The 13736-nt window shown below is 60.4% G+C and carries 15 protein-coding genes and 1 pseudogene; 9 read left to right on the forward strand and 7 right to left on the reverse strand.

The window, feature by feature from the left end; all coding sequences use genetic code 11:
* Positions 1 to 62 precede the first annotated feature (62 nt).
* From lipB to sugE, 8 genes are all read left to right on the forward strand, one after another.
* Positions 63 to 788 (forward strand): lipoyl(octanoyl) transferase LipB, encoded by a 726-nt coding sequence (gene lipB / locus ACK9YZ_RS08700; RefSeq protein WP_416066291.1) that lies wholly within the window; start codon positions 63 to 65, stop codon positions 786 to 788.
* A 63-nt stretch (positions 789 to 851) separates the two neighbouring features.
* Entirely contained in the window at positions 852 to 1778 is a 927-nt protein-coding gene (locus ACK9YZ_RS08705; protein WP_416066292.1) for a DMT family transporter, read from the forward strand.
* Between the two features lie 97 nt (positions 1779 to 1875).
* Positions 1876 to 2580 (forward strand): hypothetical protein, encoded by a 705-nt coding sequence (locus tag ACK9YZ_RS08710; RefSeq protein ID WP_416066293.1) that lies wholly within the window; start codon positions 1876 to 1878, stop codon positions 2578 to 2580.
* 83 nt (positions 2581 to 2663) lie between these two features.
* Complete coding sequence (locus ACK9YZ_RS08715; RefSeq protein ID WP_416066294.1) at positions 2664 to 4673, forward strand: acetyl-CoA carboxylase biotin carboxylase subunit; 2010 nt, start codon at positions 2664 to 2666, stop codon at positions 4671 to 4673.
* 101 nt (positions 4674 to 4774) lie between these two features.
* The gene (locus ACK9YZ_RS08720) at positions 4775 to 5902 is read left to right on the forward strand and encodes an S-(hydroxymethyl)glutathione dehydrogenase/class III alcohol dehydrogenase (protein WP_416066295.1); all 1128 of its coding nucleotides are present in this window, start codon (positions 4775 to 4777) and stop codon (positions 5900 to 5902) included.
* Complete coding sequence (locus tag ACK9YZ_RS08725) at positions 5902 to 6375, forward strand: GNAT family N-acetyltransferase (protein WP_216758120.1); 474 nt, start codon at positions 5902 to 5904, stop codon at positions 6373 to 6375. The genes ACK9YZ_RS08720 and ACK9YZ_RS08725 overlap by 1 nt, the downstream gene beginning before the upstream one ends.
* 10 nt (positions 6376 to 6385) lie before the next feature.
* A complete protein-coding gene (locus ACK9YZ_RS08730; RefSeq protein WP_183804710.1) occupies positions 6386 to 6829 on the forward strand; it encodes a YaiI/YqxD family protein in 444 nt (147 codons plus the stop codon).
* A gap of 163 nt (positions 6830 to 6992) precedes the next feature.
* Positions 6993 to 7307, forward strand: coding sequence for a quaternary ammonium compound efflux SMR transporter SugE (gene sugE / locus ACK9YZ_RS08735; protein WP_216758121.1), 315 nt, complete (start codon positions 6993 to 6995; stop codon positions 7305 to 7307).
* A gap of 111 nt (positions 7308 to 7418) precedes the next feature.
* On the opposite strand, the gene ACK9YZ_RS08740 is transcribed toward sugE, so the two are convergent.
* The 6 genes from ACK9YZ_RS08740 to ACK9YZ_RS08765 all read right to left on the reverse strand — a co-directional run bounded on the left by ACK9YZ_RS08740 (position 7419) and on the right by ACK9YZ_RS08765 (position 12473).
* Positions 7419 to 7814, reverse strand: coding sequence for a DoxX family protein (locus ACK9YZ_RS08740; RefSeq protein WP_416066296.1), 396 nt, complete (start codon positions 7812 to 7814; stop codon positions 7419 to 7421).
* 128 nt (positions 7815 to 7942) lie between these two features.
* Complete coding sequence (locus ACK9YZ_RS08745) at positions 7943 to 9475, reverse strand: acyl-CoA carboxylase subunit beta (protein WP_216758124.1); 1533 nt, start codon at positions 9473 to 9475, stop codon at positions 7943 to 7945.
* Between the two features lie 38 nt (positions 9476 to 9513).
* Entirely contained in the window at positions 9514 to 9966 is a 453-nt protein-coding gene (locus ACK9YZ_RS08750; RefSeq protein ID WP_416066297.1) for a hypothetical protein, read from the reverse strand.
* Positions 9967 to 10035: 69 nt separating this feature from the next.
* Positions 10036 to 10821, reverse strand: coding sequence for an ATP12 family chaperone protein (locus ACK9YZ_RS08755; RefSeq protein ID WP_416066298.1), 786 nt, complete (start codon positions 10819 to 10821; stop codon positions 10036 to 10038).
* Positions 10822 to 10830: 9 nt separating this feature from the next.
* A complete protein-coding gene (locus ACK9YZ_RS08760; protein WP_216758128.1) occupies positions 10831 to 11484 on the reverse strand; it encodes an HAD-IA family hydrolase in 654 nt (217 codons plus the stop codon).
* A complete protein-coding gene (locus tag ACK9YZ_RS08765) occupies positions 11481 to 12473 on the reverse strand; it encodes an RluA family pseudouridine synthase (protein ID WP_416066299.1) in 993 nt (330 codons plus the stop codon). The genes ACK9YZ_RS08760 and ACK9YZ_RS08765 overlap by 4 nt, the downstream gene beginning before the upstream one ends.
* Positions 12474 to 12752: 279 nt before the next feature.
* On the opposite strand from ACK9YZ_RS08765, the gene ACK9YZ_RS08770 reads away from it, so the two are divergent.
* Positions 12753 to 13016, forward strand: coding sequence for a hypothetical protein (locus ACK9YZ_RS08770; protein WP_216758130.1), 264 nt, complete (start codon positions 12753 to 12755; stop codon positions 13014 to 13016).
* 112 nt (positions 13017 to 13128) lie between these two features.
* Here ACK9YZ_RS08770 and ACK9YZ_RS08775 read toward each other — a convergent pair.
* Positions 13129 to 13575 (reverse strand): annotated as a pseudogene (locus ACK9YZ_RS08775) (copper chaperone PCu(A)C); the annotation flags it as partial.
* Positions 13576 to 13736 lie beyond the last annotated feature (161 nt).

The following is a 13736-nucleotide window of genomic DNA, read 5'->3' on the forward strand; positions in this document are numbered from 1 at the left end:
CCCAAGTCCATATAGAAGCCCGCGCCCGCCCTTTCCCTTTGCGGATAGCGCCAAGGACTGCCATGCTACGCACCGATCTCGATTTCTCCATGCTCCCGCAACTTGGTTCGCGCCCCGTTCGCTGGCGCATTTCCGATGGGCTCGTTCCCTATGCGGAGGCGGTGGAGACGATGGAGCGGGAAGTGGCAGCGATTTCCGAAGGCGGCGACGAGCTCGTCTGGCTGCTGGAGCATCCGCCGCTTTATACGGCGGGTACCAGCGCCGATGCGAAAGATCTCGTCCAGCCGGATCGTTTCCCGGTCTTCGCGACGGGCCGCGGCGGCGAATATACCTATCACGGCCCCGGCCAACGCGTCGCCTATGTCATGCTCGATCTCAAGCGCCGCAGGCAGGATGTGCGCGCCTTCGTCGCGGCACTCGAAGAAGTCATCATTCGTACGCTCGATTCGATGAATATCCGCGGCGAACGCCGCGAGGATCGCGTCGGCGTATGGGTCCGCCGGCCGGAAAGGCCGCTGCTACCTGACGGCACCATGGCGGAAGACAAGATTGCCGCGCTCGGCATCCGCCTGCGCAAATGGGTGACCTTCCACGGCCTGTCGCTGAACGTCGATCCCGATCTTGACCATTTCAACGGCATCGTGCCCTGTGGCATCTCGGCCTATGGTGTCACCAGCCTCATTGATCTCGGCCTGCTCGTGACGATGATCGATGCCGATATCCGCCTGCGCGCCGCGTTCGAAGAGATCTTCGGCGAAACCATCAACGATAGCGCACTCTGTCCCTGATTGCCGTTCTTGATTGCTCGGACTTCCTGTGGTTGATGACATCATCCGCAAGAAGCAGCCATCATGTCCGAATCTCCCTCCACCCAGAATCCGCTCCAGGGCATGGCCATCATGGCCGGCGCCATGGCCATCCTGCCGACGATGGATGCGATCGCCAAATATATGGCGACCTTCGAGGGGATGTCGCCCGGACAGGTAACTTTCTACCGCTTCTTCTTCCAGCTCGTCTGCACCCTGCCGATCCTGTTTGCCATGTTCGGCATACAGGCGCTGTCGGCCAAGCGCCCATGGATGAACCTGCTGCGCGGCGCGCTGCATGGCGCGGCCAGCCTGCTCTTCTTCGTCGCGGTCAAATACATGCCGCTCGCCGACGTCTTCGCCATTTATTTCGTTGAGCCTTTCATGCTGACTGCACTTTCGGCGCTGTTCCTGGGAGACAAGGTCGGCTGGCGTCGTTGGATGGCGATCGTCGTTGGTTTTGGCGGTGCCATGATCGTCATTCAGCCGAGCTACGAAATCTTCGGACTGAAGGCGCTGCTGCCGGTCTTCTGCGCCTTCCTCTTCTCGCTTTATCTTTTTCTTAATCGCGCCATCGGCGAGGCGGATTCGCCGCTGACGATGCAAACCATGTCCGGCATCGGCGGCACGATCTTCATGGCGGGCGCAATGTTTGTCGGAAGTGGCCTCGGCAGTGCCGACTTCACGCCCTCCCTGCCCGCCTCCTGGCTTGGCCTCGTCCTGCTGCTGATCCTCGGCACGATCTCAGGCTATGCACATATGCTGGTTGTTAAGGCTTTTCGCCTGGCGCCGCTGTCGCTGCTGGCGCCGTTCCAATATTTCGAGATCATTTCGGCGACCGTGCTCGGCTATGCCCTCTTCGGCGATTTTCCGAATGTTTCCAAATGGATCGGGATCGCCATCATCGTCGCATCGGGGCTTTTCATCATCTGGCGCGAGCGTTTGCAGGCGCGATCATTAAAATCCGCATGAAATGCTGCACCGAGGGTTAACCGTCCTTCTTGAGGGATCTTCAATTCGGCATCGATAAAACCACTTCCGACTTCATGATGAAGTCTGGAGATAAAACATGAGTGAGTTCCGTCTCGCTTTTCCGGCGTGCGTCGTCGCCGGGAAGCATCGGCTGACGGCCGAAGACATTGTCCTGCTGCGCAAACATACCTTTCCGGAGGGAATCCGGACATCCGATCATGTCGTGGTGATGTTGGCGCTCAATAGTTCCTGCCCCGAAAAATGCTCCGAATGGAATACGTTCTTCGTCGAGCAACTGGCAGGCTTCATCGTCGATTACACTTATCCGCAGGGCTCACTGGACGAGATCAATGTCGCATGGATCATGCGCATGTTCACGACCGACGGCGTCGTCAATTCCGCGCTCGAGCTTGAGCTCATCCTGCATGTCATGGAACTCAGCGCCTATGTTCCCGATGAGCTGCGGGCGCTGGCGCTCGACCAGCTTCGCCTGGCGCTGTCGGAGGATATCGGTGGTTACAGGCTGACCCGCGCCACCGACCGTAGAAGCATCACGCGCCAGGACGTCGATTATGTCATGCGGATTCTGAGAAGCGTCAGCGAAGGCGGCATCATCGGCGTTTCTCCGGTGGAATACGGTGTCCTGCAGCGTATCGAGGCAGCAACCCAGCCCGGCGCCAATCACCAGCGCTGGGGCGAGATCATGGCTGCCGTCGAGCTCAGGGACTTTGCCGAACCCAGACGGAGCCGTTGGCTGCGCATCATCGATGAAGAGCCGGTCGTCGAAGTTGCCGTTGCCTGATCTGCCGTGATCCGTCAGCCCGATTGTGCGTTCCGGCTTTTTATGCGTAAAACTCCGGAACGCATTTCCTGGGTGGAGTCTCGATGTTCAAGAAAATCCTGATCGCGAATCGCGGCGAGATTGCCTGCCGCGTGATCAAAACTGCGCGCCGTATGGGCATTGCCACCGTTGCGGTCTATTCGGATGCCGATCGGGATGCCCTGCATGTCGAAATGGCCGATGAGGCCGTCCATATCGGCCCTGCCCCGGCTGCCGAAAGCTATCTCGTCGCCGAGAAGATCATTGCTGCCTGCAAGGAGACCGGTGCTGAAGCCGTGCACCCCGGCTATGGCTTCCTGTCGGAACGCGCCTCCTTCTGCGAGGCGCTGGAAGAGCAAGGCATCATCTTCATCGGCCCGAAGCCCAAAGCCATCATGGCGATGGGCGACAAGATCGAATCGAAGAAATTCGCCAATGCCGCCAAGGTCTCGACGGTGCCGGGATACCTCGGTGTGATCGAAGACGCCGCACATGCCGAAAAGATTGCAGCCGAAATCGGCTATCCCGTGATGATCAAGGCATCGGCCGGCGGTGGCGGCAAGGGCATGCGTATTGCCTGGACGCAAGCGGAAGTGCGCGACGGTTTCGATCGCGCGCGCTCGGAAGCCAAAAGCTCCTTCGGTGACGACCGCGTGTTTATCGAAAAATATGTGGTCGATCCGCGTCATATCGAAATCCAGGTGCTGGCGGACGCACACGGCAATGTCGTCTATCTCGGCGAGCGCGAATGCTCGATCCAGCGCCGGAACCAGAAGGTTGTCGAAGAGGCACCCTCGCCTTTCCTCGACGAGAAGACTCGGGCCGCCATGGGCGAACAGTCGGTGGCGTTGGCAAAGGCTGTCGACTATCAGAGCGCCGGCACGGTGGAGTTCATCGTCGATCGTGATCGCAATTTCTATTTCCTCGAAATGAACACCCGCCTGCAGGTCGAGCATCCTGTGACGGAACTCGTGACCGGCATCGACCTCGTCGAGCAGATGATCCGTGTCGCCGCCGGTGAAAAGCTGCCCTTCGCCCAGAAGGACATCAAGCTGAACGGCTGGGCGGTCGAAAGCCGCCTCTATGCCGAAGATCCCTACCGCAACTTCCTGCCCTCGATCGGCCGCCTGACGCGCTACCGACCGCCGGCGGAAGGCCGCACTGGCGACGTGATCATCCGCAACGATACCGGCGTCTTCGAAGGTGCCGAAATCTCCATGTACTACGACCCGATGATCGCCAAGCTTTGCACCTGGGCGCCGAGCCGTCTGCAGGCGGTGGAGGCCATGGGACAGGCGCTCGACGCTTTCGTCGTCGATGGCATCGAGCACAACGTTCCCTTTCTCTCGGCGCTCATGAAACATCCGCGCTGGCGCGAAGGCCGTCTCTCCACCGGCTTCATATCGGAGGAATATCCAGAGGGTTTCGCGCCGATGGCGCCCGACGCCTCGGAAGAGGCAGCCCTCGCCGCTATCGCCCTATCTGCTTCCCTGATCGATACCATCAGGCGCGAAGGCTTCGCCGATCGCCTGCGCCATCCGACCGGCCCGCCGCGCGAAGAATGGGTCGTCAAGCTCGGCGTCAATTATGTGCCGGTCAAACTGGTCGATGGCCTCGTCACCATTCCCTTTGAAATGGAAATGGAAGTCGGCGGTCGCACGGAGACCGTTGTCACCGATTGGAGACCAGGCGATCCGGTCTGGCGCGGCAGGATCGCCAGCCGGCAGGTGACGGCGCAGATCCGCCCTGTTCTCAACGGCCTGCGCATCGACTGGCAGGGTCTATCGGTCAGGGCGCGCGTCTTTACGCCCCGCCATGCCGAGCTCGATCGCCTGATGCCCGTCAAGCTGCCGCCCGATACCTCCAAGCTGCTGCTCTGCCCCATGCCGGGCCTTGTCGTCTCGATTGCCGTATCTGAGGGCCAGGAGGTCAAGGCGGGCGAAACGCTTGCCGTCGTTGAAGCGATGAAGATGGAAAACGTGCTGCGCGCCGAGCGTGATCTCGTCGTCGGCAGGATCAAGGCCGCTCCCGGCGAGAGCCTGGCGGTCGATGCCGTCATCATGGAATTCGCCTGAGGCGAAGCCGATTTTCAGGAGGCGCTCAAGGTCTTTTTCCGCTTGAGCCATCCTCGCTGAGCGTGCAAGAGTCCGCCACGCAAATCACGAGGAGATCGAAGATGGATGTTCGCGCCGCCGTTGCCGTTCAGGCAGGAAAACCGCTTGAGGTCATGACCGTTCAGCTGGAAGGCCCCAAGGCCGGCGAAGTGCTGGTCGAGATCAAGGCGACGGGCATCTGCCACACCGATGATTTCACCCTTTCCGGCGCCGACCCGGAAGGCCTCTTCCCGGCGATCCTCGGCCATGAGGGTGCCGGCATCGTCATCGATGTAGGTCCCGGCGTCACCTCGTTGAAAAAGGGCGACCACGTCATTCCGCTCTACACGCCGGAATGCCGCGAGTGCTATTCCTGTACCTCGCGCAAGACCAATCTCTGCACCTCGATCCGCGCGACCCAGGGCCAGGGCGTGATGCCCGATGGCACCTCGCGCTTCTCGATCGGCAAGGACAAGATCCACCATTACATGGGCTGCTCGACCTTCGCCAACTTCACCGTTCTGCCGGAAATCGCGCTGGCCAAGATCAATCCCGACGCCCCCTTCGACAAGGTCTGCTATATCGGCTGCGGCGTGACGACCGGCATCGGCGCCGTCATCAATACCGCCAAGGTCGAGATCGGCTCGACTGCCATCGTCTTCGGTCTCGGCGGCATTGGCCTGAACGTTCTACAGGGCTTGCGTCTTGCCGGTGCCGACATGATCATCGGTGTCGATATCAACCCCGACCGCAAGGCATGGGGCGAAAAATTCGGCATGACGCATTTCGTCAACCCGAAGGAGGTTGGCGACGACATTGTGCCCTATCTCGTCAATATGACGAAGCGCCATGGCGACCTGATCGGCGGCGCCGATTACACCTTCGACTGCACCGGCAATACCAAGGTCATGCGCCAGGCGCTGGAATCCAGCCACCGCGGCTGGGGCAAGTCCATCATCATCGGCGTTGCCGGCGCCGGCCAGGAGATTTCGACGCGTCCCTTCCAGCTGGTCACCGGCCGTAACTGGATGGGCACGGCCTTCGGCGGCGCTCGTGGCCGCACCGACGTGCCGAAGATCGTCGACTGGTACATGGAGGGCAAGATCCAGATCGACCCGATGATCACCCACACGATGCCGCTCGAAGACATCAACAAGGGCTTCGATCTCATGCATAAGGGTGAAAGCATCCGCGGCGTCGTGGTCTACTGATGGCCGCAATTGCCTACAAGGTTGACCTCAAGGGTCTCGATGAGCTCTCCGCGCGGGAGCTCTACGACCTCTTGAGGATGCGTGTCGACGTCTTCGTCGTCGAGCAGAACTGCCCTTACCCCGAACTGGACGGCAAGGACATCGACGCCCTGCATCTGCGACTGCTGGATGACGGCGAACTGCTCGGCTCTACGCGGCTCCTGAAGCCATACAGGGCGCAGGATCCGGTAAAGATCGGCCGCGTCGTCGTCTCGCCCACCCACCGGGGCAAGCGGCTCGGCGATGCGCTGATGACTGAATCGATCGCCGTCTGCGAGCGGCTTTGTCCGGGAAATCCTATTGCCCTGTCGGCGCAGGCGCATCTGCGCCGCTTCTACGAATCCTTCGGTTTCGTGAAAACCTCGGAGGAATATCTGGAAGACGGTATTCCCCATATCGACATGGTCCGCCAGCCAGCCACCCAGCCGGCGTGAGGATATCGCCATGATCTATGTCGATGCGGATGCCTGCCCCGTCAAACCCGAAATCCTGAAAGTCGCTGAACGCCTCGGCATGGAAGTGACCTTCGTCGCCAATTCGGGCCTTCGCCCATCGCGCGATCCGATGGTGCGCAACGTCATCGTCTCCAACGCCTTCGACGCCGCCGACAACTGGATTGCAGACAATACCGGCCCGACAGATGTGGTCGTCACCGCCGATGTGCCGCTTGCGGTCCGCTGCGTCGCCAAGGGCTCCTTCGTCACCGGCCCGACAGGTCGTGTCTTTGACGAGACCAATATCGGCATGGCGAGCGCCATGCGCGATCTCGGCGCCCATCTGCGAGAGACCGGCGAGAGCAAGGGCTACAATGCGGCTTTCAGCCCCAAGGATCGTTCGCGTTTCCTCGAAACCTTCGATCGTCTCTGCCGCCGCGCGAAGAACGCCTGATTGCCGCTCCGGAATCGGGTGGCATGGCAGCTATGCCAATTCCTAACTTGAATTCATCCGTTCCCTCGTCCATATCGAATGTGACGCAGACGACTGCGGCGCTCGGGTCTGCCCGGGTCGCAAAAGTCGCGGGGACGGCCTCGCTCTTGATATGGAGAGTATGATGGCCTGGTTTCTGCTTTTTCTCGCTGGCCTTTTTGAATGCGGTTGGGCAATCGGTCTGAAATATACCGATGGCTTCACCCGTCCGATGCCGACGATCCTCACGGTCATTTCCATGGTGGTGAGCGTCATCCTGCTCGGTCTCGCCGTCAAGACTTTGCCGATCGGCACGGCTTACGCGATCTGGACCGGCATCGGCACGGTCGGCACGGTGCTGCTCGGCGTCTGGCTTCTGGGTGATGCGGCAAGCGCCTCGCGCCTGATCTGCATAACGCTGATCGTCGCCGGCATTGCCGGCCTCAAGCTGACGGTCTGAAATAGAAATATCTCAAATGAAGAAGAGGCTGCGGGCGATAAACCCTCAGCCTTTTTGCTAGAGCGCCGTGCGTCCATTTGGACGCACAAAGGACGCTCTACCTCTTTGAATCTACGTGGTCGCGTTTCTGTTGTCCACGGACAACGCGCCGGCGCCGGCAAAGAACAGGTACAGGAAGATGAAGCAGAACAGGATTGCGGCATCGCCCTGGTTGAGAGCCGGGAAGAAGCTGTGAGGCATATGCGCCATGAAATAGGCGATCGCCATTTCACCCGCCAGCAGGAAGGCCACCGGCCGTGTCGCAAAGCCGATGAGGATGAGGATGCCGCCGAAGGTTTCCAGCAGTGCCGCAATCAGGAACAGAGTGGAAAGCGGGCCATCGCCCTGCGCAGCCGGGAAGCCGAAAAGCTTCATCGTGCCGTGTTCGATGAACAGAAGCGCAGTCATGATTCTGAGAGCGGCCAGACCATAGGGGCGGTAGGCAGACAGACGCTCAAAAATTGACATAAAGACTCTCCTTAAGGGTGTGCCGCCGAGCGTTACCGCGTCTCTAACAGGGATTGAAGACACGGATTGCTGACGGGCGTTCACAACTTCGACAGTGGATAAACACCTGAAGAGCCTCTTTTATTCGATCATAGCGGGATGTTGTCGTGCTTCTTCCAGGGATTGCTGAGATCCTTGTTCTTCAGCATCCTGAGCCCTCGCGCCAGCCGCCGCCGCGTCGAATGCGGCATGATCACCTCATCAATATAGCCGCGCTCGGCCGCGACGAAGGGCGACAGGAAGCGATCCTCATACATCTTCGTATGCGCCGCAATCTTCTCGGGATCGGCGATGTCCTTGCGGAAGATGATCTCCACCGCCCCCTTGGCGCCCATGACGGCGATCTGCGCCGTCGGCCAGGCATAGTTGAGATCGCCGCGCAGATGTTTCGACGCCATCACGTCATAGGCGCCGCCGAAGGCTTTGCGGGTGATGACCGTCAGCTTCGGCACCGTCGCCTCGGCATAGGCAAAGAGCAGCTTCGCCCCGTGCTTGATCAGCCCGCCATATTCCTGCGCAGTACCAGGCAGGAAGCCCGGCACATCGACGAAGGTGACGATCGGAATATTGAAGCAGTCGCAGAAGCGCACGAAACGCGCAGCCTTGCGCGAAGCGTCGCTGTCGAGCACGCCGGCGAGCACCATCGGCTGATTGGCGACGAAACCCACCGTCGAGCCCTCGATACGCCCGAAACCGCAGACGATATTCTTGGCAAAGCTCGCCTGGATCTCGAAGAAATCCCCCTCGTCCGCCACCTTCTGGATCAGTTCCTTGATGTCGTAGGGCTTGTTCGCATTGGCGGGGATCAGCGTGTCCAGCGAATTGTCCGCGTCGGTCACCGACTGGTAACATTCGATTTCCGGTACCGGCGACGTGTTCGACTGCGGCAGAAAATCGATGAGCCGGCGCACTTGCAACAGCGTATCGACATCGTTGTCATAGGCGCCGTCGGCGATCGAGGAGCGCGTGGTATGCACGCTCGCGCCACCAAGCTCCTCGGCAGTAACCGTCTCGTTGGTGACGGTCTTCACTACATCGGGACCGGTCACGAACATGTAGGACGTATCGCGCACCATGAAGATGAAATCGGTCATGGCGGGCGAATAGACGTCGCCGCCGGCGCACGGCCCCATGATGACCGAGATCTGCGGAATGACGCCGGAGGCCAGCACATTGCGCTGGAAGACCTCGGCATAACCGCCGAGTGCCGCAACACCCTCCTGAATACGCGCGCCGCCCGCATCATAGATGCCAATGATCGGCGCGCGGTTCTTCAGCGCCATGTCCTGCACCTTGATGATCTTCTCGGCATGGGCTTCCGAGAGCGAACCGCCGAAGACGGTAAAATCCTTGGCGAAGACGAAGACCGTGCGGCCGTTGACCGTGCCCCAGCCCGTCACCACGCCGTCGCCGGCAATGCGGCTCTTGTCCATGCCGAAATCGGTGGAGCGGTGCTCGACGAACATGTCGAACTCCTCGAAGGAGCCTTCGTCGAGGAAGAGATCAATGCGTTCGCGCGCCGTCAGCTTACCGCGCTGGTGCTGCGCGTCGATGCGCATCTGTCCACCGCCCAGGCGAGCAATACCGCGGCGGCGTTCGAGCTCTTCCAGAATATCCTTCATGATCTCCCCTCGCCGCTTTCTGCGGTCTTTCGTAAAAGCTACCGTCCGCTGAGTGCGAAGGCGGAGCGTACGCGCGCCGCGATATCTTCCGCCAGAATGTCGTCGGCCAAGCCCGGGTCAGCGGTCATGCTGGTGACTTCGAAGGAGGTGACGGCGATGACCGATCCATCCTCCACGGATGCGGCATCGACGCTGACCTTTGCGACATTGCGGTCTTTCTGAAAGCCGAGACCCTTCGTGACGGAAACAATGCGAATCGTCAGCACCACGCGTGGCAATTCCGTTGTGCGAACCGTCGCGCGAATGGCGGCGTTGACGCGATCGCTGATGCCGGAGAGCAGTTCCCCCGACATGGTCGTGCTTGACAGCACGACGGCACTGCGCACGTCATAGACAGGCTTTTCCTGCTTCTTCGGCATGAGGCTGGCGCAGGCCGTCAGCGCCGCGCAAACAAGCGCTATCAGGCAAAATCTCGACCTCAGCCAGTTCATTCCAAATTCCCGCAAAAACCCCGTCCAGAGTCGCAGATTTCGTCATAAAGCCCATGAAGGCAATATGATTCAGGCCCTTAGCGCGAAAAAAACATCGGTCGCCGCCTTGAAATCTTCAAAACGCTTGGCGCGGCGCTGTTCGGCTTCCTCGTCGCTCCCCCAGTGTTCGATGGTCCAGTCTTCATCGAGATGGGCGAGCGACCAGGCTTCTTCAGGCGTGGTCTGTCCTTCAGCGATCGCGAGCGCCAGGAGCGCCGAACCGGTCAGCGTTGTCACCGTATGGAGAGCTGCAAGTTCGAGTGGGCTATCGTGCCGGCGCAGCGCCGAACCGAAGGCGGCGATCGCCTCGCGTGGCTGCTCGTGATGCATGACGCCTTCGACGAGGATGAAGCGCGCACCGAAATCGGCTGCCGCCCAGTCGAGTACCGGATCCCAGCGCTCGGTCTGCCGCTCTACCAGTTCTTGCGGACTATCGGCGCGATAGCAGAGCAGGTCGCTCGAGGAGAAGCGCAGGATGTCTTCGAAGACGGCCTGCGTGTCAGTCGCCACGCCATCGATTGCCGTATTAACGAGGCGCGTGACCGGCATCAGCGACGGGTCGATCACCTCGGCCTGTGCATCCCATTCGGTCGCGACAAGCTTTGCCAGCGCCTCATTCGGCACGGCCAGCACTTGCCTTGCCGGTGTGCGTACGGCCTTGCCATCGAGCGCAATGGCGAAGCCTTCCTCATGCGGAGCGACGGAAACCGTCTGATAGAAACGCTTCGGCAGCGGTTTCTTCATCTGGATCTGCGCGCGGCGGACTGGATCGGGATGGCTCGGATCTTCGGAAAGGTCGTTCAGCAGGTCGCGCATGGGCTCACCTCAGGAAAAATGGCGCAATATCTCGTTCGGATGATAGGCGATCGCATCGGCGCCGTTGGCGATCAGCTCATCCACGCTGGCATAGCCCCAAGCAACGCCGATCGCCTTGGCACCGGCAGCCTTTGCCATCTGCATATCGTAGATCGCGTCACCAATGACAATGGCGTCAGCGGCATTCATGCCGGTTTCGTCGCAGCACTCGCTCACCATGGCGGGGTGCGGCTTGGAGGGGCAATCGTCGGCGGTACGTGCGACGACGAAATGTTTGTCGAAGCCGTGCGTCTCCATTACGAGCTTCAGCCCGCGCCGGGACTTGCCGGTGACGGCGCCAATCAGCAGATCCTGGCGCCCACTGATCGCATCGATCATCTCACGAATGCCGGCAAACAGCGGCTCCCGGTAATCGAGATCCTGCCGCACGATCGAAAACAGCGATTTGTAATGCGCCGTCATGTCGATGTCTTCCTGTTCGACATGCGGCTTGCCCTGCATGCGGGCGATGGCGATATCGAGGGTCAGGCCGATGATGGCCTTTGTGTCTTCAAATCGAGGTTCCGGCTTGCCGAATGTCTCGAAGGTGCGGCGCATGGTTTCGTGGATCAGCCCGGCGCTGTCGACCAGCGTGCCGTCGCAATCAAAAAGCGCGAGTTTCATTCACTGTCCCTTTCAGCGCCGGCAAGGTCGAGACCGAGAAGGTTCCAGGTCTGCACCATATGCGGTGGCAGTGGCGCGCTGATGCGCAGGCGCCCGCCCGAGGGGTGCGGGATATCGATATGGCGCGCGTGCAGATGCAGCCGCTTCTGGATGCCGCCGGGAAAATCCCAATTCGGATCCTCGTCGAAATATTTGGGATCGCCGATGATCGGATGACCGATATGCAGCGCATGAACGCGCAGCTGGTGGGTACGGCCGGTATAGGGTTCCATCTCCAGCCATGCGAGATTCTGCGCCGCAGTTTCCAGCACGCGATAGTAGGAAATCGCATGATCGGCGCCATCCTCGCCGTGTTTGGCGATGCGCATGCGGTCGCCATCGGCCGTCGGCTCCTTGACGAGCCAGGTCGAGATCTTGTCTTCATGTTTGCGCGGCACGCCCTTGACCAGCGCCCAATAGGTTTTCTTGGTGTCGCGCTCGCGGAAGGCCGCCGTCAGCTTCTGGGCGGCACCACGCGTGCGGGCGATGACGAGCACGCCCGACGTATCGCGGTCCAGGCGATGCACGAGGCGCGGCTTCTCGCCCTTCGGGCTGGTCCAGGCTTCGAGCATCTGGTCGATGTGCCTGGCGACGCCAGAGCCGCCCTGGACCGCAAGTCCGGGCGGCTTGTTGAGGACGATGACCTTCTCGTCCTCATGCAGCACCATGCGCGAGAGAAGCTCGAAATCGGTCGAATGCTTGAGGTCCTTGCCGGCGATCGGCCCGGACTTCACCTTGGCATCCACGTCGAGCGGCGGTATGCGCACCATCTGGCCGGGCTGCACACGGGCATCCGACTTGACGCGGCCGCCATCGACACGCACCTGGCCGGAACGCAGCAGCTTTTGCAGTGGACCGAAGCCGAGCCCCGGATAGTGGATCTTGAACCAGCGGTCGAGCCGCATGCCCGCTTCATCGGGCTCCACCTTGATGTGTTCTATGCCTGCCATGGAATTCTTTCGGAAAATGTGGGCGCGATCAAAGGCGGCGCCTCTCTTGCCGCTGCCTTTAGAGCATTTTTCAGAAAACGGAAATCGGAATCGAAATCAGAGCAGCACGCGCATCTGGCCGAGGTCGACATAATATCTCAGAAGCGAACCGAGAGCGGCCTGGACCATGCGCTCCCCTCTGTTGCGATTCCAGCCGGCTCTGTACATTTCTTACCATCCGGTAAAATGCGAATGATTTTTTTAATCCGAACGCGAAGGTCGGACCGGTATGACGGGCGCATGACTCAGCTTGTTTCCATATCCGCGAACACCGCTGCCCTTGCCTTCGACACCCTGCGCATTCCGCAGCGCGTGGCGACCGGCACGGCCATACGCGAGGCCCGCAAGATTGCGGAACGCCAGCTCAATCAGAGCGGTGAAGATCCGGAAGAAACCACCAACATCATCCAGAATACGGAAGTCGCGCTTGATCTCATGACCAAGGGCTTTCGCCAGCCGCAGGCCGGCTTGAAGCAGGCCCTGCAGTCTTACGAGGATGTCTGAGATCTAGGTTTTTGCTGGGAGGAGCAAAGCCAGCGCATGAGACTCACCCCGGAAAGTTGGACAACAACTTTCGGGGGTCAGTTCGATGTCGCGGGCTTCTGTTTTTCAGCACTTATTTGCCCTGCGCCGACAGAACATTCAGCACCAGATCGACCTTGCCGGCCTTTTCGAAGGTCAGCGTGACCGGCACCTTGTCCCCCTGCTTGAACGGCGTCTTCACCTTCTGGAACATCAGATGCAGATTGCCGGGCGCAAGCTCGACGGTCTGGCCGGCGGGAATGGCGATCCCGTCCTTGAGTTGGCGCATCTTCATGACGTTGCCCTGCATGGCCATTTCGTGGATCTGCACTTCGCCCGATGTCGGCGAGGTGGCCGAAACCAGGCGGTCGTCGGCTGAACCCGTGTTCTTGACGATAAAGAAGCCGCCGCCCACGGGCTGGCCGGGCAGCATCGCCTTGGCGAATCCGCCGGAAATTTCGAGATCGCCGGCCTTCACCACCTCGCCGCCGGCGGCCATGTTCATGGAGCCTATGCCGCTCATGTCCACGCCCTGCATGTTATGATGGTTCTGGGCGAGTGCTGATCCGGCAAAGCCGCAAGCACAAAGAAGGGCTGTAAAACCAAACGTCCTGACGATGTTCATCGATTATCTCCTCGCTTTGCGTCGCGTTAGCCAATTTCGTCCGCAAATGCAAAAGGCCATTTGCCACGCATCGCAAC

It is taken from the genome of Rhizobium sp. ZK1 (assembly GCF_047782645.1).
Lineage (GTDB): Bacteria > Pseudomonadota > Alphaproteobacteria > Rhizobiales > Rhizobiaceae > Rhizobium.

Bases quoted from the DNA above. Each gene is read 5' to 3' on its own strand.
- lipB (WP_416066291.1), top strand. From the start codon at position 63: ATGCTACGCACCGATCTCGATTTCTCCATGCTCCCGCAACTTGGTTCG.
- ACK9YZ_RS08705 (WP_416066292.1), top strand. From the start codon at position 852: ATGTCCGAATCTCCCTCCACCCAGAATCCGCTCCAGGGCATGGCCATC.
- ACK9YZ_RS08710 (WP_416066293.1), top strand. From the start codon at position 1,876: ATGAGTGAGTTCCGTCTCGCTTTTCCGGCGTGCGTCGTCGCCGGGAAG.
- ACK9YZ_RS08715 (WP_416066294.1), top strand. From the start codon at position 2,664: ATGTTCAAGAAAATCCTGATCGCGAATCGCGGCGAGATTGCCTGCCGC.
- ACK9YZ_RS08720 (WP_416066295.1), top strand. From the start codon at position 4,775: ATGGATGTTCGCGCCGCCGTTGCCGTTCAGGCAGGAAAACCGCTTGAG.
- ACK9YZ_RS08725 (WP_216758120.1), top strand. From the start codon at position 5,902: ATGGCCGCAATTGCCTACAAGGTTGACCTCAAGGGTCTCGATGAGCTC.
- ACK9YZ_RS08730 (WP_183804710.1), top strand. From the start codon at position 6,386: ATGATCTATGTCGATGCGGATGCCTGCCCCGTCAAACCCGAAATCCTG.
- sugE (WP_216758121.1), top strand. From the start codon at position 6,993: ATGGCCTGGTTTCTGCTTTTTCTCGCTGGCCTTTTTGAATGCGGTTGG.
- ACK9YZ_RS08740 (WP_416066296.1), bottom strand. From the start codon at position 7,814: ATGTCAATTTTTGAGCGTCTGTCTGCCTACCGCCCCTATGGTCTGGCC.
- ACK9YZ_RS08745 (WP_216758124.1), bottom strand. From the start codon at position 9,475: ATGAAGGATATTCTGGAAGAGCTCGAACGCCGCCGCGGTATTGCTCGC.
- ACK9YZ_RS08750 (WP_416066297.1), bottom strand. From the start codon at position 9,966: ATGAACTGGCTGAGGTCGAGATTTTGCCTGATAGCGCTTGTTTGCGCG.
- ACK9YZ_RS08755 (WP_416066298.1), bottom strand. From the start codon at position 10,821: ATGCGCGACCTGCTGAACGACCTTTCCGAAGATCCGAGCCATCCCGAT.
- ACK9YZ_RS08760 (WP_216758128.1), bottom strand. From the start codon at position 11,484: ATGAAACTCGCGCTTTTTGATTGCGACGGCACGCTGGTCGACAGCGCC.
- ACK9YZ_RS08765 (WP_416066299.1), bottom strand. From the start codon at position 12,473: ATGGCAGGCATAGAACACATCAAGGTGGAGCCCGATGAAGCGGGCATG.
- ACK9YZ_RS08770 (WP_216758130.1), top strand. From the start codon at position 12,753: ATGACTCAGCTTGTTTCCATATCCGCGAACACCGCTGCCCTTGCCTTC.